The organism is Mediterraneibacter sp., from assembly GCF_030825015.1.
Classification (GTDB): domain Bacteria; phylum Bacillota; class Clostridia; order Lachnospirales; family Lachnospiraceae; genus Mediterraneibacter.
This window is the reverse complement of sequence record NZ_JAPJQP010000005.1, coordinates 1-25351: the sequence shown is the minus strand read 5'-3', so window position 1 is coordinate 25351 and position 25351 is coordinate 1. Positions and strand designations below refer to the sequence as shown.

At 41.6% G+C, this 25351-nt stretch carries 21 protein-coding genes; 18 read left to right on the top strand and 3 right to left on the bottom strand.

Features of this window, described 5'->3' with window-relative positions:
• Positions 1-75: 75 nt before the first annotated feature.
• Both RCH61_RS04145 and RCH61_RS04140 read right to left on the bottom strand, forming a co-directional pair.
• Positions 76-873 carry an ABC transporter permease gene (locus RCH61_RS04145; RefSeq protein ID WP_178007591.1) on the bottom strand — a complete coding sequence of 266 codons (798 nt, stop codon included), beginning with the start codon at positions 871-873 and terminating at the stop codon, positions 76-78.
• The gene (locus RCH61_RS04140; protein ID WP_306479969.1) at positions 866-1642 is read right to left on the bottom strand and encodes an ABC transporter ATP-binding protein; all 777 of its coding nucleotides are present in this window, start codon (positions 1640-1642) and stop codon (positions 866-868) included. The genes RCH61_RS04145 and RCH61_RS04140 overlap by 8 nt, the downstream gene beginning before the upstream one ends.
• A 180-nt stretch (positions 1643-1822) precedes the next feature.
• Here RCH61_RS04140 and RCH61_RS04135 point away from each other — a divergent pair, with 180 nt between their 5' ends.
• From RCH61_RS04135 to RCH61_RS04090, 10 genes are all read left to right on the top strand, one after another.
• A complete protein-coding gene (locus RCH61_RS04135) occupies positions 1823-2470 on the top strand; it encodes an epoxyqueuosine reductase QueH (protein WP_306479968.1) in 648 nt (215 codons plus the stop codon).
• A gap of 96 nt (positions 2471-2566) precedes the next feature.
• Positions 2567-3955, top strand: coding sequence for an argininosuccinate lyase (gene argH, locus RCH61_RS04130; RefSeq protein WP_306479967.1), 1389 nt, complete (start codon positions 2567-2569; stop codon positions 3953-3955).
• An 86-nt stretch (positions 3956-4041) separates the two neighbouring features.
• Positions 4042-5127: an aspartate-semialdehyde dehydrogenase gene (gene asd / locus RCH61_RS04125; RefSeq protein ID WP_306479966.1), complete on the top strand. Its 1086-nt coding sequence runs from the start codon at positions 4042-4044 to the stop codon at positions 5125-5127.
• 48 nt (positions 5128-5175) lie between these two features.
• Positions 5176-6510 (top strand): 3-isopropylmalate dehydratase large subunit, encoded by a 1335-nt coding sequence (gene leuC / locus RCH61_RS04120; protein ID WP_178006380.1) that lies wholly within the window; start codon positions 5176-5178, stop codon positions 6508-6510.
• The gene (gene leuD, locus RCH61_RS04115) at positions 6507-6998 is read left to right on the top strand and encodes a 3-isopropylmalate dehydratase small subunit (protein ID WP_178006379.1); all 492 of its coding nucleotides are present in this window, start codon (positions 6507-6509) and stop codon (positions 6996-6998) included. The genes leuC and leuD overlap by 4 nt, the downstream gene beginning before the upstream one ends.
• Positions 6999-7104: 106 nt before the next feature.
• Positions 7105-8397 carry a Na+/H+ antiporter NhaC family protein gene (locus tag RCH61_RS04110; RefSeq protein WP_306479965.1) on the top strand — a complete coding sequence of 431 codons (1293 nt, stop codon included), beginning with the start codon at positions 7105-7107 and terminating at the stop codon, positions 8395-8397.
• A 62-nt stretch (positions 8398-8459) separates the two neighbouring features.
• The gene (gene thrC, locus RCH61_RS04105) at positions 8460-9947 is read left to right on the top strand and encodes a threonine synthase (protein ID WP_178006381.1); all 1488 of its coding nucleotides are present in this window, start codon (positions 8460-8462) and stop codon (positions 9945-9947) included.
• 263 nt (positions 9948-10210) lie between these two features.
• Entirely contained in the window at positions 10211-11815 is a 1605-nt protein-coding gene (gene pckA / locus RCH61_RS04100; RefSeq protein WP_306479964.1) for a phosphoenolpyruvate carboxykinase (ATP), read from the top strand.
• Between the two features lie 440 nt (positions 11816-12255).
• Positions 12256-13119 (top strand): DMT family transporter, encoded by an 864-nt coding sequence (locus tag RCH61_RS04095; protein ID WP_306480019.1) that lies wholly within the window; start codon positions 12256-12258, stop codon positions 13117-13119.
• Between the two features lie 9 nt (positions 13120-13128).
• Positions 13129-14052 carry a bifunctional helix-turn-helix transcriptional regulator/GNAT family N-acetyltransferase gene (locus RCH61_RS04090; RefSeq protein ID WP_306479963.1) on the top strand — a complete coding sequence of 308 codons (924 nt, stop codon included), beginning with the start codon at positions 13129-13131 and terminating at the stop codon, positions 14050-14052.
• 166 nt (positions 14053-14218) lie between these two features.
• Here RCH61_RS04090 and sigK read toward each other — a convergent pair whose 3' ends face one another.
• Positions 14219-14848: an RNA polymerase sporulation sigma factor SigK gene (gene sigK / locus RCH61_RS04085; RefSeq protein ID WP_306479962.1), complete on the bottom strand. Its 630-nt coding sequence runs from the start codon at positions 14846-14848 to the stop codon at positions 14219-14221.
• A 424-nt stretch (positions 14849-15272) separates the two neighbouring features.
• Here sigK and RCH61_RS04080 point away from each other — a divergent pair, with 424 nt between their 5' ends.
• The 8 genes from RCH61_RS04080 to RCH61_RS04045 all read left to right on the top strand — a co-directional run bounded on the left by RCH61_RS04080 (position 15273) and on the right by RCH61_RS04045 (position 24480).
• Entirely contained in the window at positions 15273-16814 is a 1542-nt protein-coding gene (locus RCH61_RS04080; RefSeq protein WP_306479961.1) for a YifB family Mg chelatase-like AAA ATPase, read from the top strand.
• Positions 16815-16900: 86 nt separating this feature from the next.
• Positions 16901-18007: a DNA-processing protein DprA gene (gene dprA, locus RCH61_RS04075; RefSeq protein ID WP_306479960.1), complete on the top strand. Its 1107-nt coding sequence runs from the start codon at positions 16901-16903 to the stop codon at positions 18005-18007.
• A gap of 104 nt (positions 18008-18111) precedes the next feature.
• Positions 18112-20181, top strand: coding sequence for a type I DNA topoisomerase (gene topA, locus RCH61_RS04070; protein ID WP_306479959.1), 2070 nt, complete (start codon positions 18112-18114; stop codon positions 20179-20181).
• 170 nt (positions 20182-20351) lie between these two features.
• Positions 20352-21131, top strand: a complete 780-nt coding sequence (gene codY, locus RCH61_RS04065) for a GTP-sensing pleiotropic transcriptional regulator CodY (RefSeq protein ID WP_306479958.1) — start codon at positions 20352-20354, stop codon at positions 21129-21131.
• A gap of 49 nt (positions 21132-21180) precedes the next feature.
• Positions 21181-21507 carry a hypothetical protein gene (locus tag RCH61_RS04060; RefSeq protein WP_306479957.1) on the top strand — a complete coding sequence of 109 codons (327 nt, stop codon included), beginning with the start codon at positions 21181-21183 and terminating at the stop codon, positions 21505-21507.
• Between the two features lie 137 nt (positions 21508-21644).
• Complete coding sequence (locus RCH61_RS04055) at positions 21645-21932, top strand: co-chaperone GroES (protein ID WP_306479956.1); 288 nt, start codon at positions 21645-21647, stop codon at positions 21930-21932.
• Positions 21933-21982: 50 nt separating this feature from the next.
• Positions 21983-23608: a chaperonin GroEL gene (gene groL, locus RCH61_RS04050; protein ID WP_306479955.1), complete on the top strand. Its 1626-nt coding sequence runs from the start codon at positions 21983-21985 to the stop codon at positions 23606-23608.
• A 332-nt stretch (positions 23609-23940) separates the two neighbouring features.
• A complete protein-coding gene (locus RCH61_RS04045) occupies positions 23941-24480 on the top strand; it encodes a flavodoxin family protein (protein ID WP_306479954.1) in 540 nt (179 codons plus the stop codon).
• The last annotated feature ends 871 nt before the right edge of the window (positions 24481-25351 follow it).

The following is a 25351-nucleotide window of genomic DNA, read 5'->3' as shown; positions in this document are numbered from 1 at the left end:
AATAAGACTTGGGAAAAAGAAACAGAGACAGGGAAATTATGTCAGAAAGTTTTCCGTCTCTGTTTCTTTTTTGATTCAATATCTTTTTAATACCCGTTTCTCTGCTACATTGATCAGAGCGTACAATCCCATCGCCATCATACAGAGCAAAATAATCGACATGAGAAGCCAATCCATCTTAAAAACCTGACTGGAGTAGATGATCAGATATCCGAGTCCGCTTTTCGCGGCGAGAAATTCTCCGATAATGACTCCGACAAGACAAAGTCCTATGTTGACTTTCATATTGCTTATGATTGCCGGAACGGAGGCAGGCAGCACGACTTTTGTAAGCGCATGCCTGCGTTTTCCGTGCAGCGTGTAGATCAGTTTGATCTTTTCCTGATCGACATTAATAAAAGCAGTGTACAGATTTAAGATACTTCCGAAAATTGCGACAGACATTCCGGCAATAATGATCGTTTTCGGCGCTGCGCCAAGCCATACGATGAGAAGAGGGGCGAGTGCGGACTTCGGGAGACTGTTCAAGACAACAAGGTACGGTTCGAGTATTTCTGACAGTTTTTTACTGTACCAAAGTAAGATTGCCGTCAGGATGCTGAAAACTATGACGAGTATAAAGCTGACAAATGTTTCGTATAAAGTGATGCCGATATGCTGTAAAAGAGATCCGTCTTTCATCATTTTCCAAAAACAAAGTGTGATTTTTGAAGGACTGCTGAAAATAAAGGAGTCTATGATTTCGAAATGCGCACATATTTCCCAAAGAAAAAGAAAAGTGATCAGGATAAGGATACGGCTGATGCAAACGGTCATATGATGGCGGCGGAGACGGGTTAAAAAAAGTTTCTGCCCGCTGGATTGTTTATTCATCTTGATTCAGCTCCTTCCATATTTCATTAAAATATTGTTTGAATTCAGGGGCGTTCCTGCGATTTAACGGGGTATCTTTTTCAAGGGGAAATGAAATCGAAACGATACGTGCAATGTGCGCGGGGCGTTTTGTCAATATGATGATCCTGTCGGCAAGACTGATTGCCTCTGAGAGGTCATGAGTTACAAGAAGTGCGGTTTTCCCTGAATGTTTGATGATTTTTCCGATATCGTCACTGACAGTAAGGCGTGTTTGGTAATCAAGCGCGGAAAAAGGCTCATCTAAAAGGAGCAGTTCGGGATCTAACATGAGAGTGCGGATCAACGCCGCTCTCTGCCGCATTCCGCCGGACAGTTCGGACGGTCGGGAGTTGATAAAACGTTCTAATCCATATTGGCGCAGAAGATCCTTTGCATGTTGCTTTGTTTCTCGAGATACACTTTTATTAAGTTCAGCGCCGAGCAGGACATTTTTAAAAATACTCCGCCATTCGAAAAGATGGTCATGCTGCAGCATATAGCCGATTTTTGCAGTTTCTTTTGATTTCTTTTCCGATGGTTCACCATTTAGAAAGATTGTTCCGTGCTCTGCTTCCATAAGTCCTGCGATCAAAGAAAGAAGCGTGGATTTCCCGCATCCGGAAGGACCGACAACGGCGGTAAATTCTCCGGGGACAAGCTGAAAAGAAATATCGGATAAAGCTTTTGTTTCTCCGTTTATTGTATGATAAGAATAACTGATGTTGTTTAATTCAAGTAAAGGTTTCACAGAGTCACTTCCGTTCTTATTTAAGTATCTAAGATTAATGTATGAGAGCCGGCGTCAGTGTGTTCGTTTATAACGTATTGCTTTATAGGAAACGGATTAACATTGTAATTTAGAAAAAGAGGTGATATCTTATACATAGAATAAACGGAAAAGAATATATCGCACAGGAGAACGGTTAAGATGAATGTTCAGAAGATCAACTATCAAAAGGAATTAGATAAAATATTGAAACGTCTGGAAGAGGAGCGTCGGGTTCCGACGCTTTTGATCCATAGCTGTTGTGCGCCGTGCAGCAGTTATGTGTTGGAATATTTGTCACATTATTTTAAGATTACAGTATTTTATTATAATCCGAATATTTATCCGGAAAGTGAGTATACAAAACGGATTATAGAGCAGCAGAAACTGATAAAAGACATGCAGTTTCAATATCCGGTTTCCTTTCTTGCAGGGAAGTACGATAAGGAACGGTTTTATGCAATGGCAGAAGGAATGGAACATTTGAAAGAGGGCGGGGCAAGATGCATGAAATGTTATGAACTTCGTCTTGAAGAAGCGGCACAACAGGCGGCGGCAGGCGGATTTGATTATTTTACAACGACGTTAAGCATCAGTCCGCTGAAAAATTCTCAGAAATTAAATGAGATTGGATTGCAGATCGGACAAAAGTATGGAGTAGAGTATTTGGTGTCGGATTTTAAGAAACGCAACGGATATAAACGGTCTGTAGAATTATCGAAAGAATATGGATTGTACAGACAGGATTACTGTGGATGTGAATTTTCAATGAGAGAACATGAACAGAGAGAAGCAGCAGCTCAGTCGTGACAGAGAATAGTAACAGTTTTTATAAAAGGTATAGACATTTCACACGTTAATGTGTTAAACTAGGTGGAAAATGCAGGACAGAAAAGAGGAGATGGAATGGCACAGTTATGGGGCGGTCGTTTTACGAAAGAAACAGATCAGTTAGTTTATAATTTTAACGCTTCGATTTCTTTTGATAAGCGTTTTTATGAACAGGATATCAGAGGAAGCATCGCGCATGTGACGATGCTTGAAAAACAGGGCATCCTGACCGGGGAAGAGAAGGATCAGATCATAGAGGGTCTTGAAGGCATCCGAAGAGACGTAGAGAATAAAACACTTGAGATCACAGAAGAATATGAGGATATTCACAGCTTCGTAGAGGCGAACCTGATCGACAGGATCGGGGATGCGGGGAAAAAGTTACATACGGGACGAAGCAGAAATGATCAGGTCGCTTTGGACATGAAGTTATATACACGGGATGAGATTATCAATCTTGACGGGCTGTTAAGAGAGATGCTGGAAGTCCTTTTGAAATTGATGGAAGAAAATACCGAGACGTATATGCCGGGATTTACACATTTGCAGAAGGCACAGCCAATCACACTGGCGCATCATATGGGTGCTTATTTTGAGATGTTTAAACGCGATCATCAGAGAATGCAGGATATTTATAAACGGATGAATCTTTGTCCTCTCGGAAGCGGAGCTTTGGCAGGAACAACTTATCCTCTGGACAGAGAATACACAGCGCAGCTTCTTGGATTTGACGGTCCGACATTAAATAGTATGGATTCCGTTTCGGACAGAGATTATCTGATCGAACTTTTATCTGCTATGTCGACGATTATGATGCATCTGAGCAGATTTTCAGAAGAAGTGATCATTTGGAATACGAATGAATACAAATTTGTTGAGATCGATGATGCTTACAGTACGGGAAGCAGTATTATGCCGCAGAAGAAAAATCCTGATATTGCGGAACTTGTACGTGGAAAAACAGGAAGAGTTTACGGAGCGCTCACCTCGCTTCTGACGACGATGAAAGGGATTCCGCTCGCATATAATAAGGATATGCAGGAAGATAAAGAACTTGTATTTGATGCGATCGACACGACAAAAGGATGTCTTGCATTATTTACGGGAATGCTGAAAACGATCCGTTTTAATAATGCCCGCATGGAAGAAAGTGCAAAGCATGGTTTTACAAATGCGACGGACGCTGCGGATTATCTCGTGAATCACGGAGTTCCGTTCCGGGATGCCCACGGGATTGTCGGTAGACTTGTTTTATACTGTATCGAAAAAAAGATAGCTTTGGATGATATGTCTTTGGAAGAATTTCAGGCGATTTCTCCTGTTTTCGAAGAGGATATTTATGATGCGATCAGTATGAAAACATGTGTGGAGATGCGTAATACGATCGGCGCGCCGGGCAAGAATGCGATGGAAGCGGTAATCAGGGAAGAGCGTCAATATCTGAAAGAACAGCCTGCTTTATAGAGTAGTTCATATTGTCAGGCTTTTATAGATATAGATAGAAGATAATGGAGATAACAGAGAAAACAACAGGAAAAAGGAGAAAGAAGATGGAACAGAAATTAAAAGTAGGTATTTTAGGTGCGACAGGAATGGTAGGTCAGAGATTTATTTCTCTGCTTGAGAATCATCCGTGGTTTGAGGTAGTAACGGTTGCGGCAAGTCCGCGTTCCGCAGGAAAGACATATGAGGAAGCGGTAGGCGATCGATGGAAAATGGATACGCCGATGCCGGAGGCTGTGAAAAAGCTTGTTGTTCTTAATGTAAACGATGTGGAGCACGTAGCTTCGACTGTAGATTTTGTTTTCAGTGCGGTTGATATGAGTAAAGACGAGATCAAAGCGATTGAAGAGGCGTATGCAAAAACAGAGACTCCGGTCGTATCAAACAACAGCGCACATCGCTGGACTCCGGACGTTCCGATGGTAGTGCCGGAGATCAATGCAGAACATTTTGAAGTGATCAAAGACCAGAAGAAACGTCTCGGTACAACGAGAGGATTCATTGCCGTAAAGCCGAACTGTTCGATCCAAAGTTATGCTCCGTGTCTGGCAGCATGGAAAGAATTTGGCCCGAAAGAACTTGTTGTTACGACATATCAGGCGATTTCAGGAGCAGGAAAAACATTTAAAGACTGGCCGGAAATGTTGGGAAATATTATTCCGTTTATCGGCGGAGAAGAGGAAAAGAGCGAGCAGGAGCCGCTTAGAGTTCTCGGAAAAGTAGAGAATGGCGAGATCGTAAAAGCAGAACTTCCGAAGATTACATGTCAGTGCGTGCGCGTTCCTGTATTAAACGGACATACGGCGGCAGTATTTATCAATTTTGAAAAGAAACCGACAAAAGAACAGCTGATTGAAAAACTGGTAAACTTTAAAGGATTTCCGCAGGAAGCAGAACTTCCGAGCGCGCCGAAGCAGTTTATTCAGTATCTTGAGGAAGAAAACCGCCCGCAGGTGACAGCTGACGTAGATTATGAGCGCGGCATGGGAGTGTCTATCGGACGTCTCAGAGAGGACAGTATGTATGACTTTAAATTTATCGGACTGTCACATAATACAGTAAGAGGAGCGGCAGGCGGAGCAGTGCTCTGTGCAGAAGCGCTTACAGCAAAAGGATATATCGCAAAGAAATAAAAAGATGTGGCAAAGATCATATCATGAATGATAAAGGGGGTCTTAAAAATGGGAATGACGATGACGCAGAAGATTTTGGCTGCTCATGCAGGACTGGAATCTGTTGAAGCGGGTCAGTTGATCGAAGCGAAGCTCGATATTGTAATGGCGAATGATATTACAGGACCGATGGCTCTGCCGATCATCAAGCAGATGTCGGATAAAGTATTTGATAAAGATAAGGTTGTGTTTGTTCCGGATCATTTTACACCGAATAAAGACATCAAATCGGCGGAAAATTCCAAAGCGATTCGCGAATATGCGAAAGAGCAGGGACTGAAATGGTATTTTGAACAAGGAAAATCGGGTGTAGAACATGCAATCCTTCCGGAAGCGGGAGTTGTTACTGCCGGAGAGTGTATCATCGGAGCGGATTCGCATACGTGTACATACGGAGCTTTGGGCGCGTTTTCAACAGGAATGGGAACGACTGATGTGGCAACCGGAATGGCGACAGGAGAAATCTGGTTTAAAGTACCGTCGGCGATCAAATTTGTTTTGACAGGAAAACCGGGAAAATATGTAAGCGGAAAAGATATTATCATTCACATTATCGGTAAGATCGGAGTAGACGGTGCGCTTTATAAATCAATGGAATTTACAGGCAGCGGAATTGCAGAACTGTCTATGGATGATCGTTTTACAATGGCGAATATGGCGATTGAAGCCGGTGCGAAAAACGGAATTTTTCCGGTGGATGAAAAGACAATCGAGTATCTTAACGCTCATTCTGTGAAACCGTATACAGTTTATGAGGCAGATGAGGACGCAGTGTATGACGATGTGGTTGAAATTGATCTGTCAAAAGTACGTCCGACAGTAGCGTTTCCGCATTTGCCGGGAAACGCAAAGACGATTGATGAGATCGAGGCAGAGGAACAGGTTAAGATCGATCAGGTTGTGATCGGTTCTTGTACGAACGGACGAATGGAAGATATGAGGAAAGCTGCGGCGATCCTGAAAGGTCACACAGTACATCCTGATGTGCGCGTAATGGTTGTTCCGGCTACACAGAAGATTTACAAGCAATGTATCAAAGAAGGTCTGCTTGATATCTTCGTTGATGCAGGATGTGCCGTGAATACACCGAGCTGCGGTCCGTGTATGGGCGGACATATGGGCGTGATGGCAGCGGGAGAAAAGTGCGTTTCCACGACAAACCGCAATTTTGTGGGACGAATGGGGCATGTAGATTCGCTCATTTATCTGGCATCTCCGGAAGTTGCCGCTGCAAGTGCAATTAAAGGATATATTGCAAATCCTGAGAAAATAAGTGCGGCAGGCGATAAGGCGGAGCTGCAAGATACTCAATGTGCAGAACAGAAAGAAGGAGGAAGATCATGAGAGCGCACGGACATGTTTTTAAATACGGAGACAATGTAGATACAGACGTTATCATTCCTGCAAGATATCTGAATTCTTTTGACGCACAGGAACTGGCAAGCCATGCGATGGCAGATATAGATCCGGATTTTGTGAAAAAAGTACAGCCGGGGGATCTGATTGTGGCAAATAAGAATTTTGGGTGTGGATCATCCAGAGAACATGCGCCGCTTTGCTTGAAAACGGCGGGGGTCAGCTGCATTATTGCAGAAACATTTGCAAGAATTTTCTTTCGGAATGCGATTAATATCGGACTTCCGATCATTGAATGCCCGGAGGCGGCAAAAGGAATTGACGCAGGGGATGAGGTTGAGGTTGATTTTGACAGCGGTATGATTTACAATCGTACAAAAGGAACTGAATTTAAAGGACAGCCGTTCCCGGAATTTATGCAGAAGTTGATTGCGGCAGGCGGACTTGTCAATTATACAAACAGTAAAAAGAAATAATATACAAAGTTTTGGCTTCTTTTAGCCGGAATTCAGACAAAAAGGGAAGCGGCAGGCAGCGCTGCCGCCTTTTTGTTATCATATCTAAAATGAAAGGGAGAATTTAATGGGAAATGAAAAACAAAAGGGAAAGGCTTCTGCGCTTCTGCCGATTGGTGTCTTTTTAGTAATCTTTTTAGGCGCGGGCATCCTGTTTAAAGATTTTTATGCAATGCCGGCAGTTGTTGCATTTTTAATCGCTTTATTCGTTGCATTTTTACAGAATCGTAAAGTGAGCTTTCAGGAGAAGATGGGAGTGATCGCCAAAGGTCTCGGAGAAGAAAATATTATCACTATGTGTCTTATCTTTCTTTGCGCTGGAGCTTTTTCGGGAGCGGTGACTGCGGCAGGCGGAGTGGACAGTACGGTACATTTGGGATTGTCGCTTATTCCGCCTCATTTCGCAGTGGCAGGATTGTTTCTTATCGGATGCTTTATTTCCGTGTCGATGGGAACTTCTGTCGGAACGATCACGGCGCTTGCTCCGATTGCAGTCGGGATCAGTAAGCAGACAGGATTTTCTATGGCGATCTGTGTGGCGGCTGTTGTGTGCGGGGCAATGTTCGGTGATAACTTGTCGATGATTTCCGATACGACGATCGCAGCGGTGAAAACACAGGGCTGCGAGATGAAAGATAAGTTCAAGATGAATTTTCTGATCGTACTTCCGGCGGCGATTGTTACGGTCGTGTTCTTTTGGTTTATGACGCGTGATGTAGCGTATAATATCAAGGGAAATCTGGACTATAATTTTTTGCAGGTAGTTCCATATCTTGTTGTGCTTATAGGAGCGCTGATCGGGATCAATGTATTTCTTGTACTGATCGGCGGAACGGTTATTTCGCTTATAGCCGGAGTGATAACGGGAAACATTGTTTTAGAGGATATGTTTACTGTTGTAGGAGATGGTGTCGTATCAATGTATGATATTACGGTGATATCCATTCTTGTGGCATGTATCGTATCGCTTGTGAAGATGAACGGCGGAATCCAGTTTATTCTGGATCAGATCAAAAGCCGGATTCATGGAGAAAAAGGAGCACAGGGAGGAATTGCCCTGCTTTCATTTCTTGTTGATCTTTGTACGGCAAACAATACGGTGGCGATCGTTATGACAGGTCCGATCGCGAAAGAGATCAGTGAGGAATTTGGCGTTGACCCCAGAAGATCAGCGTCTCTTTTGGATATATTTACATCTGTAGGGCAGGGATTGATTCCATATGGCGCCCAGCTTCTTACGGCTGCAGCTCTTACCGGACTGACACCGTTTGATTTTATGCCATATCTGATCTATCCGATGCTGATGGCAATATGCGGCATCGTGGCGATCTGTATAAGGCGGGAAAGAAAAAGAGCCTGACAAGCCGGCAATATGCGTAGTTGAAAATTGTGTTACAAAAAAGAAAAAAAGAGGGTAAAATGATGAATTTATTGTATAAAAGCACAAGAAACTCCGAAAAAACAGTGACAGCATCCGAGGCAATCTTAAAAGGATTGGCAGACGACGGAGGTCTGTTTGTCCCGGAATCCATTCCAAAGCTTGACGTTACGATGGATGAATTGAAGGGGATGTCTTATCAGGAAACAGCTTATGCTGTGATGAAACAGTTTTTTACAGATTTTACGGAAGAAGAATTGAGACACTGCATCAACAGCGCATATGACTCAAAATTTGACACAGAAGTGATTGCGCCGCTTGTAAAAGTAGGAGACACTTATCATTTGGAATTATTCCACGGAGCGACGATCGCATTCAAAGATATGGCGTTGTCGATTCTGCCGCATCTTTTGATTACATCGGCAAAAAAGAACGAAGTAAAAAATGAGATCGTAATTTTAACGGCGACATCGGGAGATACCGGAAAAGCAGCTCTTGCAGGATTTGCGGATGTTCCGGGAACAAGGATTATCGTATTTTATCCGAAGGGAGGCGTCAGCCGTATCCAGGAGCTTCAGATGGTGACGCAAAAAGGCGAGAACACGGCGGTTGTGGCAATCCACGGAAACTTCGATCATGCACAAAGCGGCGTGAAGGCAATCTTCGAAGATAAAGAGCTGGCAAAAGAACTGGCAGACGCGGGATATCAGTTTTCATCCGCGAACTCAATTAATATCGGACGTCTCGTTCCACAGGTTGTATATTATGTTTACGCTTATGCAAAACTTCTTGAAAATGAGGAAATCAAGGCAGGAGAAGAAATCAATGTGACAGTTCCGACAGGAAACTTCGGAAACATTCTGGCTGCTTATTATGCAAAACAGATGGGAGTTCCGATCGCGAAACTGATCTGTGCTTCTAACGAAAATAAAGTGCTTTTTGATTTCTTTAAGACAGGGGTTTATGACAGAAACAGAGAATTTATCCTGACATCTTCGCCGTCTATGGATATTTTGATCTCCAGTAATTTGGAGCGCCTGATTTATACGATCGCAGGACAGGATGCAGAGAAGAACGCCGAACTGATGAGACAGCTTAAAGAAGAGGGCGTTTATGAGATCACAGAAGAGATGCGTGGTCAGCTCGGTGATTTCATCGGAGGTTTTGCAACAGAAGAGGAGACGAAAGAGACAATCAGAAAGACTTATGAGAAAACGGGATATGTTATGGATACGCATACGGCAGTGGCGGCTTATGTGTGTGCGCAGTATCGCGATGACAGTCAGGATGAAAAGAAATGCCTTGTAGCTTCAACTGCAAGTCCGTATAAGTTTATTCACAGTGTGATGACGGCAATTAATGAGAAATATGCAGATCAGGATGAATTTGAATTGATCGATGAACTGAGCGCTTTGTCGGCAACGAAAGTTCCGAATGCTATCGAAGAGATTCGAAATTCCCAGATCAGACATACAAGAGAATGCGATGCAGACAAAATGAAAGACATTGTGAAGGAGATTTTGAACGTATAATTTTTTTAGAGAAAGTTATTAGTATGAAAATGCAGGATTTGTAATGAAATCCTGCATTTTTTGCAATGGCGATTTTATTTTTAACAGAAACAAATGGATGGATATGAATTTAGAATTTATAAAACTTTCATATAATCATGAGAGTTAGATAAATATTATTGTTGATTTTTGGAAGATGATTTTGTATAATGAGGACATAACGCTGATGTAAAGAGGCGTAGATGTGAAATATACATTTTAGAAAGAGAGAGGTAAGACATATTATGGCAAACATTGATCTTAGTCAGTATGGTATTACAGGAACTACGGAAATCGTTTACAATCCTTCCTATGAGCTGCTTTTTAAAGAAGAGACAGATCCGAGCCTTGAAGGTTTTGAAAAAGGACAGGAGAGCGAACTGGGAGCTGTTAATGTTATGACAGGTATTTATACAGGACGTTCCCCGAAAGATAAATTCATCGTAATGGATGAGAATTCCAAAGATACAGTTTGGTGGACATCAGATGAATATAAGAATGACAATCACCCGGCAAGCCAGGAAGCATGGGATGCTTGTAAAGCAATCGCGCTGAAAGAGCTTTCCAATAAGAGACTGTTTGTTGTTGACGCATTCTGCGGAGCGAATGCAGACACACGTATGGCAATCCGTTTTATCGTAGAGGTTGCTTGGCAGGCTCACTTTGTAAAGAATATGTTTATCCAGCCGACAGAGGAAGAGCTTGAGAACTTTGAACCTGATTTTGTTGTATACAATGCATCAAAAGCAAAAGTAGAAAACTACAAAGAATTAGGTTTGAATTCTGAGACGGCGGCTATGTTCAATATTACAAGCCGTGAGCAGGTTATTCTGAATACATGGTACGGCGGAGAGATGAAAAAAGGTATGTTCTCTATGATGAACTACTATTTGCCGCTGAAAGGAATTGCTTCTATGCACTGTTCTGCAAACACAGATATGAACGGTGAGAATACGGCAATCTTCTTCGGTCTTTCAGGAACAGGTAAGACAACACTTTCTACAGATCCGAAACGTCTTCTGATCGGTGATGACGAGCATGGCTGGGATGACAACGGCGTATTCAACTTTGAAGGCGGATGCTATGCAAAAGTAATCAACCTTGACAAAGAGTCAGAGCCGGATATTTATAATGCGATCAAGAGAAATGCGCTTCTTGAGAACGTAACTCTTGATGAGAACGGAAAGATTGACTTTGATGATAAGAGCGTAACAGAGAATACTCGTGTATCTTATCCGATCGATCATATCGAGAAGATTGTACGTCCGGTATCGGCAGCTCCGGCAGCGAAAAATGTAATTTTCCTGTCAGCAGATGCGTTCGGAGTACTTCCGCCGGTATCCATTCTTACACCGGAGCAGACAGAATATTACTTCCTGTCAGGATTTACAGCAAAACTTGCAGGAACAGAGCGGGGTATCACAGAGCCGACACCGACATTCTCAGCATGTTTCGGACAGGCATTCCTTGAGCTTCATCCGACAAAATACGCTGAGGAACTTGTAAAGAAAATGAAAGCGAATGGAGCAAAGGCTTACCTTGTGAATACAGGATGGAATGGTACAGGAAAACGTATCTCCATCAAAGATACTCGTGGTATCATCGATGCTATTTTGAACGGAGATATTGCAAATGCTCCGACAAAGACAATCCCGTACTTCAACATTGAAGTTCCGACAGAACTTCCGGGAGTAGACACGAATATTCTTGATCCGCGCGACACTTATGCAGATGCTTCAGAGTGGGATGAAAAAGCAAAAGATCTTGCGGGAAGATTTATTAAAAACTTTGCAAAATATGAGAGCAACGAGGCAGGAAAAGCTCTTGTTTCGGCTGGTCCGCAGTTATAAGAACAGTATTTCATCAGGTACAAAAAGGCATATTCGCCAGAGAATATGCGGGGTTACCTTTAGGATGAATGAGAGAAATCGCTGGAGTTTTATACTTCAGCGATTTTTATTTTCTATCCTCTCTTCGATCAAACTGGCAAAGCCGCTGATCTTATGATTGATACGGTCAAGGTTTCTGTTTTTATATATTCTGATTCTTATAGTTCAACATTTAGTTGACACAGTCCACAATACATAATATAATTGTTTCAGTCAACATTTAAAGTATTGGCATAAAAATATGCCAAGTAGGAGAGAAAATGAAAGCAGTATATTACATCGGCAATAACAGAAGCTGGGGACATGTATTAACATGTGTGTGATATTCAAATATCAATGAGTGATATTGAAGTATTAAGAAATTCGAAGAAATTGGAGTGGTAAAGATTATGAAGGGGCGAATAAATGCTAAAATTATGTTGAGTATTTCTATGGCTATTTTTGGTACATTGGGAATATTCACAAGAAATATTGCCATAAGCTCGGGAGAACTTGCTTTATATAGAGCTATTCTTGCGGCTGCATTGATTTTTGTATATTTAATATTTACAAAACAAAAAATAGACTTCAGATCAATAAAAAAGGAATTGCTGCTTTTATTATTATCAGGAATTGCAATGGGCATAAACTGGATTTTACTCTTCGAAGCATACAAATATACAACTATTTCTGCTGCAACATTAAGCTATTATTTTGCACCGGTTATTGTTACGGTCGTTTGTCCAATTCTTTTTAAGGAAAAATTGAGCGGTAAGCAAATTATATGTTTTTTGATGTCTACGTTAGGTCTTGTGTTGATTACCGGTATTGGTGATTTAAGGAATGGTAATGATTTTATCGGTATATTGTTTGGATTAGGAGCGGCGCTGTTTTATGCCGCCGTTATTCTGCTTAACAAATTCATTAAAAATGTTGAAGGAATTCATAGAACCTTTTTGCAGTTCCTTTCTGCGATTGTTATCTTGATTCCATATGTTATAATGACCGGTGGAGTGACATTAGGAAATCTGAATCTTACAGGCTGGGTAAATCTTCTTATTGTAGGTTTTATCCATACAGGTGTAACATACTGTATGTACTTTTCTTCGCTGAAAGAGTTACCTGGACAAAAAGCCGCTATTCTCAGTTATATCGATCCATTGGTTGCAGTATTGATTTCTGTCGCTATCTTAGGTGAAACAATGACAATATGGCAGGTTATAGGCGGAATTTTAATTCTGGGTTTTACTCTTTGGAATGAAATATCACCTAAAGCCAGGAATTAGGAGGTAATCATGTTTTCCGCTGACCAAATTGCTGACATACAAGGCTTCAACAAAGTTTATCAAAGCTTATTGAAACAAATCGACTCTGCTATTTTGGATACAGGATATACACTGACAGAAAAAGATGTTTTACTTGAAATCAGCAAAACAGAGCGCTGTACGGCAAATATTTTGATTCAGCAGCTGAATATCGACCGCAGTTATATGAGTCGAATGATTGCAAAATTCGAAAAGCATGGGCTGATTGAAAAAACACAGTCTCAAACTGACAGTCGAATTAGATATATCCGATTAACGCAGCTGGGACAAAAAGAGATCAACCGATTGAGTGATATTCAAAGCAACCATATCGGGGCTATTTTCAATAAATTAAGTGAGGAAGACCAGTATACAGTATGGCAGTCTATGGTTTTGATACGCAATAAGCTGAGTGATGCAAACGACGTGATAACAATACGCCCGTTTACACAGAGTGATATAGAGTACGTTATTTCCAGACATAAGACACTTTATTATGCAGAGCGCCATCTCAGCGGAACATTTTCCGCATATGTGGACGAAATTGTTTATCATTTTGTTCATAACTTTAATTCTAAAACCGATTGTCTGAAAATACTGGAATGTAATGGCGTTCCGGCTGGCAGTATCGCAATCGCAAAAGCGGATGATTCTACCGCACAGCTCCGTTTCTTTATGCTTGAACCGGAAATGCGTCAGCGTGGATACGGAAACCGTCTTATGAATATGGCGCTGGATTTTTGTAAAGAAAAAGGATATAAGAAAGTTTTCTTACTTACGATTACTGCACAAGTTATAGCCCGTCACGTTTATGAAACACATGGATTTTATAGGGCTGCATCTTATGATAAATCCGAGTGGGGGCATGGCGTTATTGAAGAACGTTGGGAACTTGATCTCGAAAATGACAAATAGTTATATATAACAGTTACAAAATTGCATGTTAAGAGCGGGCGGGAAGTAGTTCAAATCTGCCCGTTTTCGGATTTTTTCTTGCAATGGCGACGAGCCAAAGTCCGGGATTGCCCGAGACTTTGGGATCGTTTACATCCCGGAATGTGCCTTTTGGCACTTCCGGAGATTATTCTTGTTTGGAAAAACATTTTCGCAATTTTTCCACAGCGCCCTTTTCGATTCGTGAGACATAAGAACGGGAAATTCCAAGTTGTCTTGCAATTTCCCGCTGCGTATATTCTTCCCCGTTATAGAGTCCGTAACGCATTTTTAAAATAATACGTTCCCGCTGCGATAATTCTTTTTCGACTTTTTCATAAAGTGTTTGGATGTTTTCTTTCAGATGTATTTTTTCTGCGATCTCCTCTTCGTCGGTTTCGATAATATCGTATAATTTGATTTCATTTCCTTCTCTGTCTGTGCCGATTGGTTCATAAAGAGAGATTTCTTTTGCAGATTTTTTCTTAGAACGAAGATACATCAAAATTTCATTTTCAATGCATCTGGAAGCATAGGCGGCAAGGCGATTTCCTTTGTCAGGATTGAATGTGACAACGGCTTTGATTAGTCCGATTGTACCGATAGAGATTAAATCTTCAGATTCTTCTTCGGAATTTTGATATTTTTTGATCACATGTGCGACAAGTCTTAGATTACGTTCGATTAGAATGTGTTTTGCCTCGAGGTCACCTTCTGTGTATTTACGGATATAATATTTTTCTTCCGACGGAGTAAGCGGATTTGGGAATGATTTCAAGATAACACCTCTTAGCACATTTGATATAGTTTATGTAAAAGACATGTTGTGCGTGCTTTTCCAAATAGAAATACATATACAACAGCAGGAGATTATGCGAGAAGCAAAATATCGGACAGGGCAAAAAGTAATATGGATTTGAGACAATACGTTGCATAAAGATTTCACTCTCATTTTTGTATAATCAGGTCATTTTTCTTGACGGTGTTTCCTTTATGAATTATCATAAATCTACATTCCCGAAGAAATTCATCTTCGGCAATCTAACCTCTAAAAGAGGTGTCTGACCGAATCGGTCGGAATTCAATTATTGTTAAGTGGTGTTTCTTCTATATAAATAGTGCGTAAATCAGCAATAAAGTGATAGAAGATTTTTTGTTATTTGTGACAAAGGAGAACAGGAAACTCATAGAAAGGAGTGAAAATGAGTTTCAGCACAATTTTATCTGCGGTGATTGAAGGCCTGAAAGTGGAATTTATCCATGTGGAGGCAGATGTGTCGAACGGGCTGCCGGTATTTCATATGGTGGGCTATTTGTCATCAGAAGTAAAAGAAGCGGGAGAAAGAGTGAAAACTGCGATCAAAAACTCAGGGTTTGAGTATCCGGCAAAGCGTACCGTTGTGAATCTGTCGCCTGCAACAATGCGAAAACATGGAGCATCGTTTGATTTACCCATTGCGGTATCAATTTTAACTGCTTTAGGACAGATTCAAAAAACAGAAAAAGAATGTTTAATCATCGGAGAACTTAGTCTTGGGGGAAGTGTGAAAAAAGTATCCGGGGTTTTGCCCATCGTAATGGAAGCCAAAGAGAAAGGAATAGGCAGATGTATTGTTCCGTCTGAAAACGTAACGGAAGCGTCGCTTGTCAGTGGAATGGAGATTATAGGAGTTGCAACTCTACAGGAAACGGTTGAGGCAATGAGGTACGGAAGAAAGAGAAAGAATGCCCAAAACGAAAGAATACAAACGGATGAAAATTTCAGAAAAACAGTTCAAAGAGAATCAAAATTCCCCGATTTTGCGGATATGAAAGGGCAGGAATTTGTCAAAAGGGCGGCGGAAATCGCGGTTGCCGGAGGTCATAATCTTCTGCTGATCGGCCCTCCGGGCAGCGGAAAATCAATGACTGCAAAGTGCATTGCCGGTATTTTGCCGCCGCTTGATTTAAAGGAAAGTTTGGAAATCACAAAAATATATAGTGTATTGGGTCTGGTTGATGAGAGGATACCGCTGATCACAGATCGTCCGTTTCGTGAAGTACATCATACGGCGACGAAGGCTGCGCTGGTCGGAGGCGGGATGATTCCGCATCCCGGAGAAATCAGTTTGGCTCACGGAGGGGTGCTGTTTCTTGACGAACTGCCTGAATTTCAAAGAGATACATTAGAAGTGCTCAGGCAGCCGCTGGAAGAGAGATATGTGAATCTGTCACGGACATGCGGCAATTATACATTTCCGGCAAATTTTATGCTTGTGGCAGCGATGAATCCGTGTCCGTGCGGATGTTTTCCTGATGCAAAGTGCACTTGCACGCCGATGCAGATCCAAACATATCAGAATCGTATCAGCCGTCCTTTTCTGGACAGGATCGATCTTTGTGTGGAAGCGCCCCGTGTAAAATACGAATATTTGTCAGATGAGAGGAAAGGAGAAAGTTCGGAAGAAATACGAAAAAGGATCTGCCGTGTCAGGGACATACAAAGACAGAGATACAAAGGAACGGAGATTGCGACAAATTCAATGTTGGAAGGGAAGGCGTTAAACAAGTACTGCAGATTGGGCAAAGCGGAAAAAGAAGTGATGGAGCAGGCGTTTTCCACTATGGGGCTGACGGCAAGGGGATATAGCCGGATCTTGAAAACAGCAAGAACGATTGCGGATTTGGAAGCAAGTGAAGCAATCACGATAAGTCATTTGAAAGAATCACTGGGGTATCGCATGGATTACAGAAAGCATACTTGATGAGAATGGAAAATAGAGTGGACAGATAGTTGAAAACAAGGAAAAGGATGACGTAAAAACAGAATTATAATTTGAAAGGGTCTTATATGGAATATGAATATTGGTTTGCGAAAATACAAGGAATAAATGTGCGAAAAAAAATCCGTCTGCGTCAGTGTATGAAAACGGCAGAAGCGATTTATTCTATGGAGGAAATGCAGTTGAAAGAAATGGAGTTCTTGAATGAAAGAGAACGAAATAAAATTTTACAGGCGAAACAGCAAGAAGATTTGGAAAAAGAGTATGACAGACTACGCAAAAAAGAAATTCGTTTTATCCCCTGTTTTGCAGAGGAATATCCTAAAAATCTAAAGCAGATTACAGATTATCCATATGCGCTTTATGTGAAAGGCAATCTCCCGGATGAAGAAGCGAAAAAGGTGGCTTTAGTTGGGGCAAGGCGCTGTACCCCCTATGGAGAAAAGTATGCGGTTGATTTCGGGAAAGCACTGGCAGAATGTGGAATACAGATTATCAGCGGGATGGCACGGGGAGTTGATGGAATGGGACACAGAGGAGCTTTGATGGGAAGGGGAAAGACGTTTGCGGTACTTGGATGTGGTGTGGACGTATGCTATCCAAGGGAACACATCGGGCTTTATGTAGATATTCTTGAGCAGGGGGGAGGAATCCTTTCGGAATTACCGCCAAAGACGCCTCCGCTTCCACAGCATTTTCCGGCTCGAAACCGGATTATAAGCGGTCTGTCTGATGCGGTGCTGGTTATGGAAGCGGGGAGAAAAAGCGGCTCTCTTATCACAGTAGATATGGCATTGGAGCAGGGAAAAGAGGTGTACGCGCTTCCGGGACCGGTGAATAGTCAAATGAGCATTGGATGCAATGAATTGATCCGTCAGGGGGCGGGAATTTTACTTTCACCGGAAATGATATTGGAAGAATGGAACTTATCTGAACAAAAAACAGATGGATCACCGGAAATGAATAAAAAAAGCGGGAAAGACAGCAAAAATAAAAAAACGCTTGAAACTCAAGAGGAATTGTTGTATAGTTGTCTCGGTTTGTACCCAAAGAGTGTGGAAGAGATTTTGCGGGAAACGAAATTGGAAGTCCGAAAGGTTATGGAGATTCTGGTTTCTTTGGAATTGCGAGGGTACATACGGGAGATATCAAAAAATTATTATATTATCACTTGAGGAAAAAATAGTTTGCAGTCTGCTTTAAGCTGCATTTAGTAATTTGAGAGATAGTTTGGGGTTAAAAATGGGCATATACCGCCTGGATGGAGGAGTTATTTTTTATGGCACATTATCTTGTTATCGTGGAGTCTCCTGCGAAAGTGAAAACAATTAAAAAGTTTTTGGGCAGTAATTATACTGTTGCGGCTTCGCAGGGACATGTACGGGATCTTCCGAAAAGTTCGCTTGGAATTGACGTTGAACACGATTACGAACCGAAATACATTACAATAAGGGGAAAAGGTGATATTCTTGCAGCTTTGCGAAAAGAGGCGAAGAAATCAGATAAAGTTTTTCTGGCAACCGACCCTGACCGTGAAGGAGAGGCGATTTCATGGCATCTTGCGACAGCGCTAAAGCTGGATGAAAAGAAGATGCGCAGAATCACCTTTAATGAGATTACGAAAAATGCGGTGAAAGCATCGCTAAAAGCTCCGCGGGATATTGATATGAATTTGGTGGATGCTCAGCAGGCTCGACGCGTTCTTGACCGTATGGTAGGATATAGGATCAGTCCGCTGCTTTGGGCAAAAGTAAAGAGAGGACTGAGCGCAGGTCGTGTGCAGTCGGTAGCTCTTCGCCTTGTGGCGGATCGGGAAGAAGAAATAGACGCTTTTATTCCGGAAGAATATTGGACGCTTGATGCGATTCTGAAGATTAAAGGAGAAAAACGTCCGCTTACAGCGAAGTTTTATGGAACAGATCAGAAAAAAATGACGATCAGATCAGAAAAAGAATTGAATGAGATCGTTGAGAAGATCGAAAATGCGGAATTTAAAGTGGATGATATAAAAACAAGTGAGCGGATCCGAAAAGCGCCGCTTCCGTTTACGACAAGTACGCTGCAGCAGGAAGCTGCAAAGGCGTTGAATTTTGGAACCCAGAAAACAATGCGCATTGCGCAGCAGCTGTATGAAGGCGTTGATATTAAGGGCGGCGGAACAGTCGGTGTTATCACTTATCTGCGTACAGATTCCACCCGTATCGCAGAGGAAGCGGATGCGTCGGCTCGAGAATATATTGCATCTGTATATGGAGAAGAATACGTTGCGGCAGGTCAGAAAAAACAGGCGGAAGGCAAGAAAATACAAGACGCTCATGAAGCAATCCGACCGACAGATATCAGCAGGACTCCGGCGTCTATCAAAGACTCTCTTACAAGAGATCAGTTTCGTCTTTACCAGCTTATATGGAAACGTTTTGCGGCAAGCCGCATGATGCCGGCAAAATATGAGTCTACATCGGTTAAGATTGCCGCTGAAGAATATCGGTTTGCGGTTTCTACTTCAAGACTTGTGTTTGATGGTTTCCGCACAGTGTATACAGAAGCCGATGAAGAAAAAGAAGAGAAAAATGTTTTAGTAGGACATTTGAGTATGGATTCTGTATTTACAAAGGAAAGTTTTGATAAGAAACAGCATTTTACGCAGCCACCAGCTCATTATACGGAAGCGACGCTTGTAAAAGCGTTAGAGGAGCTTGGAATCGGGCGTCCAAGCACATATGCTCCGACAATTTCTATTATTCTCGGACGTCGTTATGTGACAAAAGAGGCAAAGAATCTGTATTTGACGGAAATAGGGGAAGTGGTAAACAATATTATGAAACAGTCATTCCCCAGCATTGTAGATGCGAATTTTACGGCAAATATGGAAGGACTTCTTGATATGGTTGAAGAAGGAAAAGTTGCATGGAAAGATGTGATCCGTAACTTTTATCCTGATTTGGATGAAGCGGTAAAGCGCGCAGAGATTGAGCTTGAAAGCGTGAAGATTGAAGATGAAGTAACGGATGTGATCTGCGAGGAGTGCGGAAGAAACATGGTAGTGAAGTACGGACCTCATGGAAAATTCCTCGCATGTCCGGGATTTCCGGAATGCAGGAATACGAAGCCGTATCTCGAAAAGATCGGTGTGCCGTGTCCGGTATGCGGAAAAGATGTTGTGATCCGCAAAACAAAAAAAGGGCGAAAATATTATGGCTGTGAGAATAATCCGGAATGTGATTTTATGTCATGGCAGAAGCCTTCAAAAGAAAAGTGTCCTGATTGCGGAGGATATATGGTGGAGAAGGGAAATAAGCTTGTCTGTGCAGATGAAAAGTGCGGATATGTTAAAACAATCGAAAAATAAGGAATAAAATTGTTTATACGCAGAAAATTTATAAAAAAGAGAACAAAAAAGAAGTAAAAATTGGAAATGTATTGAAATTCAAAAAATTGTGTGATAGCATATTATTATCTATTTGTTTATCTGGATTTGTGTATACAATTATTGGCTTTAAAAAGCAAACGGAGGAAATAATGAGCGTACAACTGTTAGACAAAACAAGAAAAATTAATAAATTGCTTCATAACAATAATTCAAGTAAGGTCGTATTTAATGATATCTGTGCGGTGTTGACCGAAATTCTTGATTCGAACGTTCTTGTTGTAAGCAGGAAAGGAAAAATTCTCGGCGTAAGTAAAAGTTCGAAAGTGCAGGAAATTAATGAGCTGATTACAGAAGCAGTCGGCTCTCACATTGATCAGATGTTAAACGAGAGACTTCTCAGCATTCTTTCTACGAAAGAAAATGTGAATTTGGAAACACTTGGATTTTCAGCGGACGCTGTGCAGGGATGCCAGGCGATTGTAACTCCGATCGATATTGCAGGGGAACGTCTTGGAACATTGTTTATTTATAAGCAGGACAAAACGTATTCGATTGATGACATTATTTTGAGTGAGTACGGAACGGCTGTTGTCGGTTTGGAGATGCTTCGTTCTGTAAATGAAGAGAGTGCGGAAGAGACACGTAAGGAACATATTGTGCAATCGGCGATCAGTACACTTTCCTTTTCTGAACTTGAAGCGATCATTCATATTTTTGATGAGCTTGGCGGAACGGAAGGGATTCTTGTGGCAAGCAAAGTGGCAGACAGAGTGGGGATTACACGCTCGGTTATCGTGAATGCACTGCGCAAATTTGAAAGCGCCGGAGTGATCGAATCCCGTTCTTCAGGAATGAAGGGAACTTATATAAAAGTATTGAATGACTATGTGTTCGAAGAACTTGAGAAAATCAAGAAGGAGCGTATGTAGTTCTTGGCAAGGTTGAAAAGTCAGAGGAAGACAGGCAGGAGGAAGGACGATGTACGAAGGAAATCCCGTAGATCTGCGTATGGAGAAGATCATATCTGCAGATGGAATATTTGATGAGTCTACAAGACAATGCAGAGTTGAAAAATATGATCCGGAAGAGGATTATATCTATCTTGAACTGAAAGAGGATGAACTGACGGTAATTTCGCTTGATGCAAAATACAGATGTTATATTTCGGCAAGGACGGAGCTTTTGTATTGTACAGGCGTTGTGAAAGAGAGATATTGCCGTGATGACCGGAAGTTTTTGAAACTTCGGATCGAAAATGGATTTTATAATGTATATGAAGGAAGAAAAATGACGAAACGTGTGTAGATACGTTTCGTTATTTTTTCTATAAAATCCTCATAAACTGTGTTGACAAATTGAAAATGGAGTGCTATTTTATATTCATGAAGTTTAGCACTCGTAATAAAAGAGTGCTAACAAACGAAAATTAAGGAGGAATTACAATGAAATTAGTACCGTTGGGTGACAAAATTGTTTTGAAACAGTTAGAAGCAGAAGAAACGACGAAATCCGGTATTGTTTTGCCGGGACAGGCGAAAGAAAAACCGCAGGAAGCAGAAGTGATCGCTGTAGGACCGGGCGGAAATATAGATGGAAAAGAAGTAGTAATGCAGGTGAATGCAGGAGATAAAGTGATTTACTCTAAATACGCAGGAACAGATGTGGAACTGGATGGAGAAGAGTATATTATCGTAAAACAGAGTGACATTCTCGCAATCGTAACAGAGTAAAAATAGCAGCAGATAGATGATAATAGAGAAGAATAAGGAGATGTTTAGCGATGGCAAAGGAAATCAAATACGGATCTGAAGCAAGAACAGCGCTTGAAAAAGGTGTAAATCAGTTGGCGGATACAGTAAAGGTAACACTTGGACCGAAAGGAAGAAATGTCGTTCTTGATAAATCTTTCGGTGCGCCGCTTATTACAAACGATGGTGTGACGATTGCAAAAGAGATTGAATTGGAAGATGGTTTTGAAAATATGGGAGCACAGCTTATCAGAGAAGTTGCTTCCAAGACAAATGATGTAGCCGGAGACGGAACAACAACAGCAACAGTGCTTGCACAGGCAATGGTACATGAAGGTATGAAGAACCTTGAAGCAGGAGCAAATCCGATCGTTCTTAGAAAAGGAATGAAAAAAGCAACGGATAAGGCGGTTGAGGCAATCCGCGCTATGAGCAGTAAAGTAAACGGAAAAGAGCAGATCGCAAGAGTTGCGGCAGTTTCTTCAGGCGATGAAGAAGTTGGACAGATGGTTGCAGATGCGATGGAAAAAGTATCGAACGACGGAGTTATTACGATCGAAGAGTCCAAGACAATGCAGACAGAGCTTGATCTTGTAGAAGGTATGCAGTTTGACCGTGGTTACATTTCAGCATATATGGCAACAGATATGGAAAAGATGGAAGCCGTTCTTGATGATCCGTATATTTTGATCACAGATAAGAAGATTTCTAATATTCAGGATATCCTTCCGGTACTTGAGCAGATTGTCCAGTCAGGCGCAAGACTGCTTATTATCGCAGAAGATATCGAAGGCGAAGCGCTTACAACATTGATCGTTAATAAACTGCGCGGAACATTTAATGTTGTTGCAGTGAAAGCACCGGGTTATGGCGATAGAAGAAAAGAAATGCTTCAGGATATCGCGATTTTGACAGGCGGTCAGGTTATTTCAGAAGAACTTGGATTTGATCTGAAAGAGACGACAATGGATCAGCTTGGCCGTGCAAAATCTGTGAAAGTGCAGAAAGAAAATACTGTCATTGTAGACGGATGCGGAGATAAGAAGGCGATTGAAGACAGAATTGCACAGATTAAGAAAGCAATCGAGGAGACAACATCTGAATTTGACAAAGAAAAATTACAGGAAAGACTTGCAAAACTTGCGGGTGGTGTAGCGGTGATCCGTGTCGGCGCTGCGACAGAAACAGAAATGAAAGAAGCGAAACTTCGTATGGAAGATGCGCTTAATGCAACAAGAGCAGCAGTAGAAGAAGGAATTATCGCAGGCGGCGGTTCTGCATACATCCATGCATCAAAAGAAGTTGCTAAATTGACAGAGGAATTGGAAGGCGATGAGAAAACAGGCGCTAAGATTATTTTGAAAGCGTTGGAAGCTCCGCTTCACCAGATTGCTGCAAATGCAGGTCTTGAAGGAGCTGTCATTGTAAATAAAGTAAGAGAATCTGATCCGGGAGTCGGATTTGACGCTTATGCAGAAGAGTATGTCGACATGGTAAGCAAAGGTATTCTCGATCCGGCTAAGGTGACAAGAAGCGCTTTACAGAACGCAACGAGTGTTGCATCTACACTCCTGACAACAGAATCAGTTGTAGCCACAATTAAAGAAGATGCACCGGCTATGCCGGCAGGCGGTGCAGGTGGAATGGGTATGATGTAATTCTAATTCCAAATGAACGATGAAAATGATAAATAAGTCTGTGAAAACAGGCTGAAAGCGAGAAATTGCTCAGACCGTGAGGACTGGGCAATTTTTTGCAATGGCGATGAGCCAAAGTCCGGGCTTGCCCGAGATCTTGGAACCGCTTACAATCCTGGAATGTGCTTTTTGGCTCTTCCGGTGACTGCAGGCAAATTAAGCGTCTGTGGAATCTTCGGCAGGAGCTGGAAGGCAATGATTTTCACAGATTAAAATTGGTACATGCAAAAATGTAAGTAAAGAGAGGCAGAAATATCGTTTTAAAATGATATTTTGTATACGGAGGTCAATTTATGGGGAAAAAGGTTCTTGTAATCAGTACAAGTTTAAGGAATAACAGCAATTCAGAAGAACTTGCGGAGGCATTTGCATCAGGCGCTGAAGCTGCCGGAAATATGGTGGAGATACTTTCGTTAAAAGATAAAACGATTGCGTTTTGCAAAGGCTGTATGGCATGTCATAAATTGGGACATTGTGTCATTGACGATGATGCAAATGTGATTACACAAAAAATGCATGACGCAGATGTTATCGCATTTTCTACTCCGATCTATTATTATGAAATGAGCGGTCAGATGAAAACAATGATTGACCGGGCAAACAGTTTGTATGATTCAGATTATAAGTTTACGGATATTTATATGCTGTCGTCTGCAGCAGAAGATGAACCGGGAGTTCCTGAGCGGGCAGTCAGTGGATTGACTGGGTGGATAGACTGTTTTGAGCGAGCGCATCTGGTGGGAAGTGTATTTGCAGGGGGAGTGAATGAACCGGGGACTATTAAAGGACATGAGGCATTAGAAAAAGCGTATGAGATGGGAAAACATATTTAACGATAACAAAGCAGCAATGTGATTCGTAAATAAAGCAGGGATAAAGAGCAAATAAAAACAGTTCGGCAGTCGGAGTGATTTGAAAGTTCCGAAAGCGGACTGTTTTTTTGAGATGGCGACGAGCCGAAGTTTGGGCTTGCCTGATACCTTGGCGATCGCTTACAATCCCGAAAAGTGCCTTTTGGCGCTTTCGGTGATTGCAGAAACATTCATAAATCTGATAAAAATATTATGGAGAAACATTGCCTCGGTCCGGGCAGTGGCTGTGACTGAAAAGAAAGAAGAAAAAGGAAAATTGTTTGAATTGTCTGAAATAAATAAAAAACAAGAAAAACATTGACAATTACCGCTGTACATGATAGGATATCACTTGTCGCTGATGACAGCTATTCAAAATACAGAGACAGACTTTTGGAGACGCGGAGGCGGAACAGCCAAAGAATGGAAACTGGAAAAGACGGATAGCGAAAGACAACGAAAGAACTTATCTGAGAACGCGGAGGCGAAAAACAGAAAGTGAAAAAAAGTTGTTGACAATCTCACGGCGATGTGGTAATCTATTAAAGCTGTCGCTTGAGCGGTCAGCAAAAAAATAAAAAAGTTCTTGACAAACGAAAGTGCTTTTGATAAAATATAAAAGCTGTCGCTTGAGACAGAACAAAGAAAGAACCTTGATAACTGAACAATAGACAACAACCCTTGAAAATTTCTTTAAAGAGAAAAATTTTTAAGAACTACATTGATCCGAAATGAGGTTCGACTACGTCGAACGGCTTTCACACAAAATTCGTGAAAGACCTCATTAAGTGTTCAATGCCAAACAGTAAAGAGGGAAAGAATTGCTAGTAGTGATTTTTGACCAAGACAAACA

Coding starts and splice junctions, on each gene's coding strand:
- RCH61_RS04145 (WP_178007591.1), bottom strand. CDS start 873: ATGAATAAACAATCCAGCGGGCAGAAACTTTTTTTAACCCGTCTCCGC.
- RCH61_RS04135 (WP_306479968.1), top strand. CDS start 1,823: ATGAATGTTCAGAAGATCAACTATCAAAAGGAATTAGATAAAATATTG.
- argH (WP_306479967.1), top strand. CDS start 2,567: ATGGCACAGTTATGGGGCGGTCGTTTTACGAAAGAAACAGATCAGTTA.
- asd (WP_306479966.1), top strand. CDS start 4,042: ATGGAACAGAAATTAAAAGTAGGTATTTTAGGTGCGACAGGAATGGTA.
- leuC (WP_178006380.1), top strand. CDS start 5,176: ATGGGAATGACGATGACGCAGAAGATTTTGGCTGCTCATGCAGGACTG.
- leuD (WP_178006379.1), top strand. CDS start 6,507: ATGAGAGCGCACGGACATGTTTTTAAATACGGAGACAATGTAGATACA.
- RCH61_RS04110 (WP_306479965.1), top strand. CDS start 7,105: ATGGGAAATGAAAAACAAAAGGGAAAGGCTTCTGCGCTTCTGCCGATT.
- thrC (WP_178006381.1), top strand. CDS start 8,460: ATGAATTTATTGTATAAAAGCACAAGAAACTCCGAAAAAACAGTGACA.
- pckA (WP_306479964.1), top strand. CDS start 10,211: ATGGCAAACATTGATCTTAGTCAGTATGGTATTACAGGAACTACGGAA.
- RCH61_RS04090 (WP_306479963.1), top strand. CDS start 13,129: ATGTTTTCCGCTGACCAAATTGCTGACATACAAGGCTTCAACAAAGTT.
- RCH61_RS04080 (WP_306479961.1), top strand. CDS start 15,273: ATGAGTTTCAGCACAATTTTATCTGCGGTGATTGAAGGCCTGAAAGTG.
- dprA (WP_306479960.1), top strand. CDS start 16,901: ATGGAATATGAATATTGGTTTGCGAAAATACAAGGAATAAATGTGCGA.
- topA (WP_306479959.1), top strand. CDS start 18,112: ATGGCACATTATCTTGTTATCGTGGAGTCTCCTGCGAAAGTGAAAACA.
- codY (WP_306479958.1), top strand. CDS start 20,352: ATGAGCGTACAACTGTTAGACAAAACAAGAAAAATTAATAAATTGCTT.
- RCH61_RS04060 (WP_306479957.1), top strand. CDS start 21,181: ATGTACGAAGGAAATCCCGTAGATCTGCGTATGGAGAAGATCATATCT.
- RCH61_RS04055 (WP_306479956.1), top strand. CDS start 21,645: ATGAAATTAGTACCGTTGGGTGACAAAATTGTTTTGAAACAGTTAGAA.
- groL (WP_306479955.1), top strand. CDS start 21,983: ATGGCAAAGGAAATCAAATACGGATCTGAAGCAAGAACAGCGCTTGAA.
- RCH61_RS04045 (WP_306479954.1), top strand. CDS start 23,941: ATGGGGAAAAAGGTTCTTGTAATCAGTACAAGTTTAAGGAATAACAGC.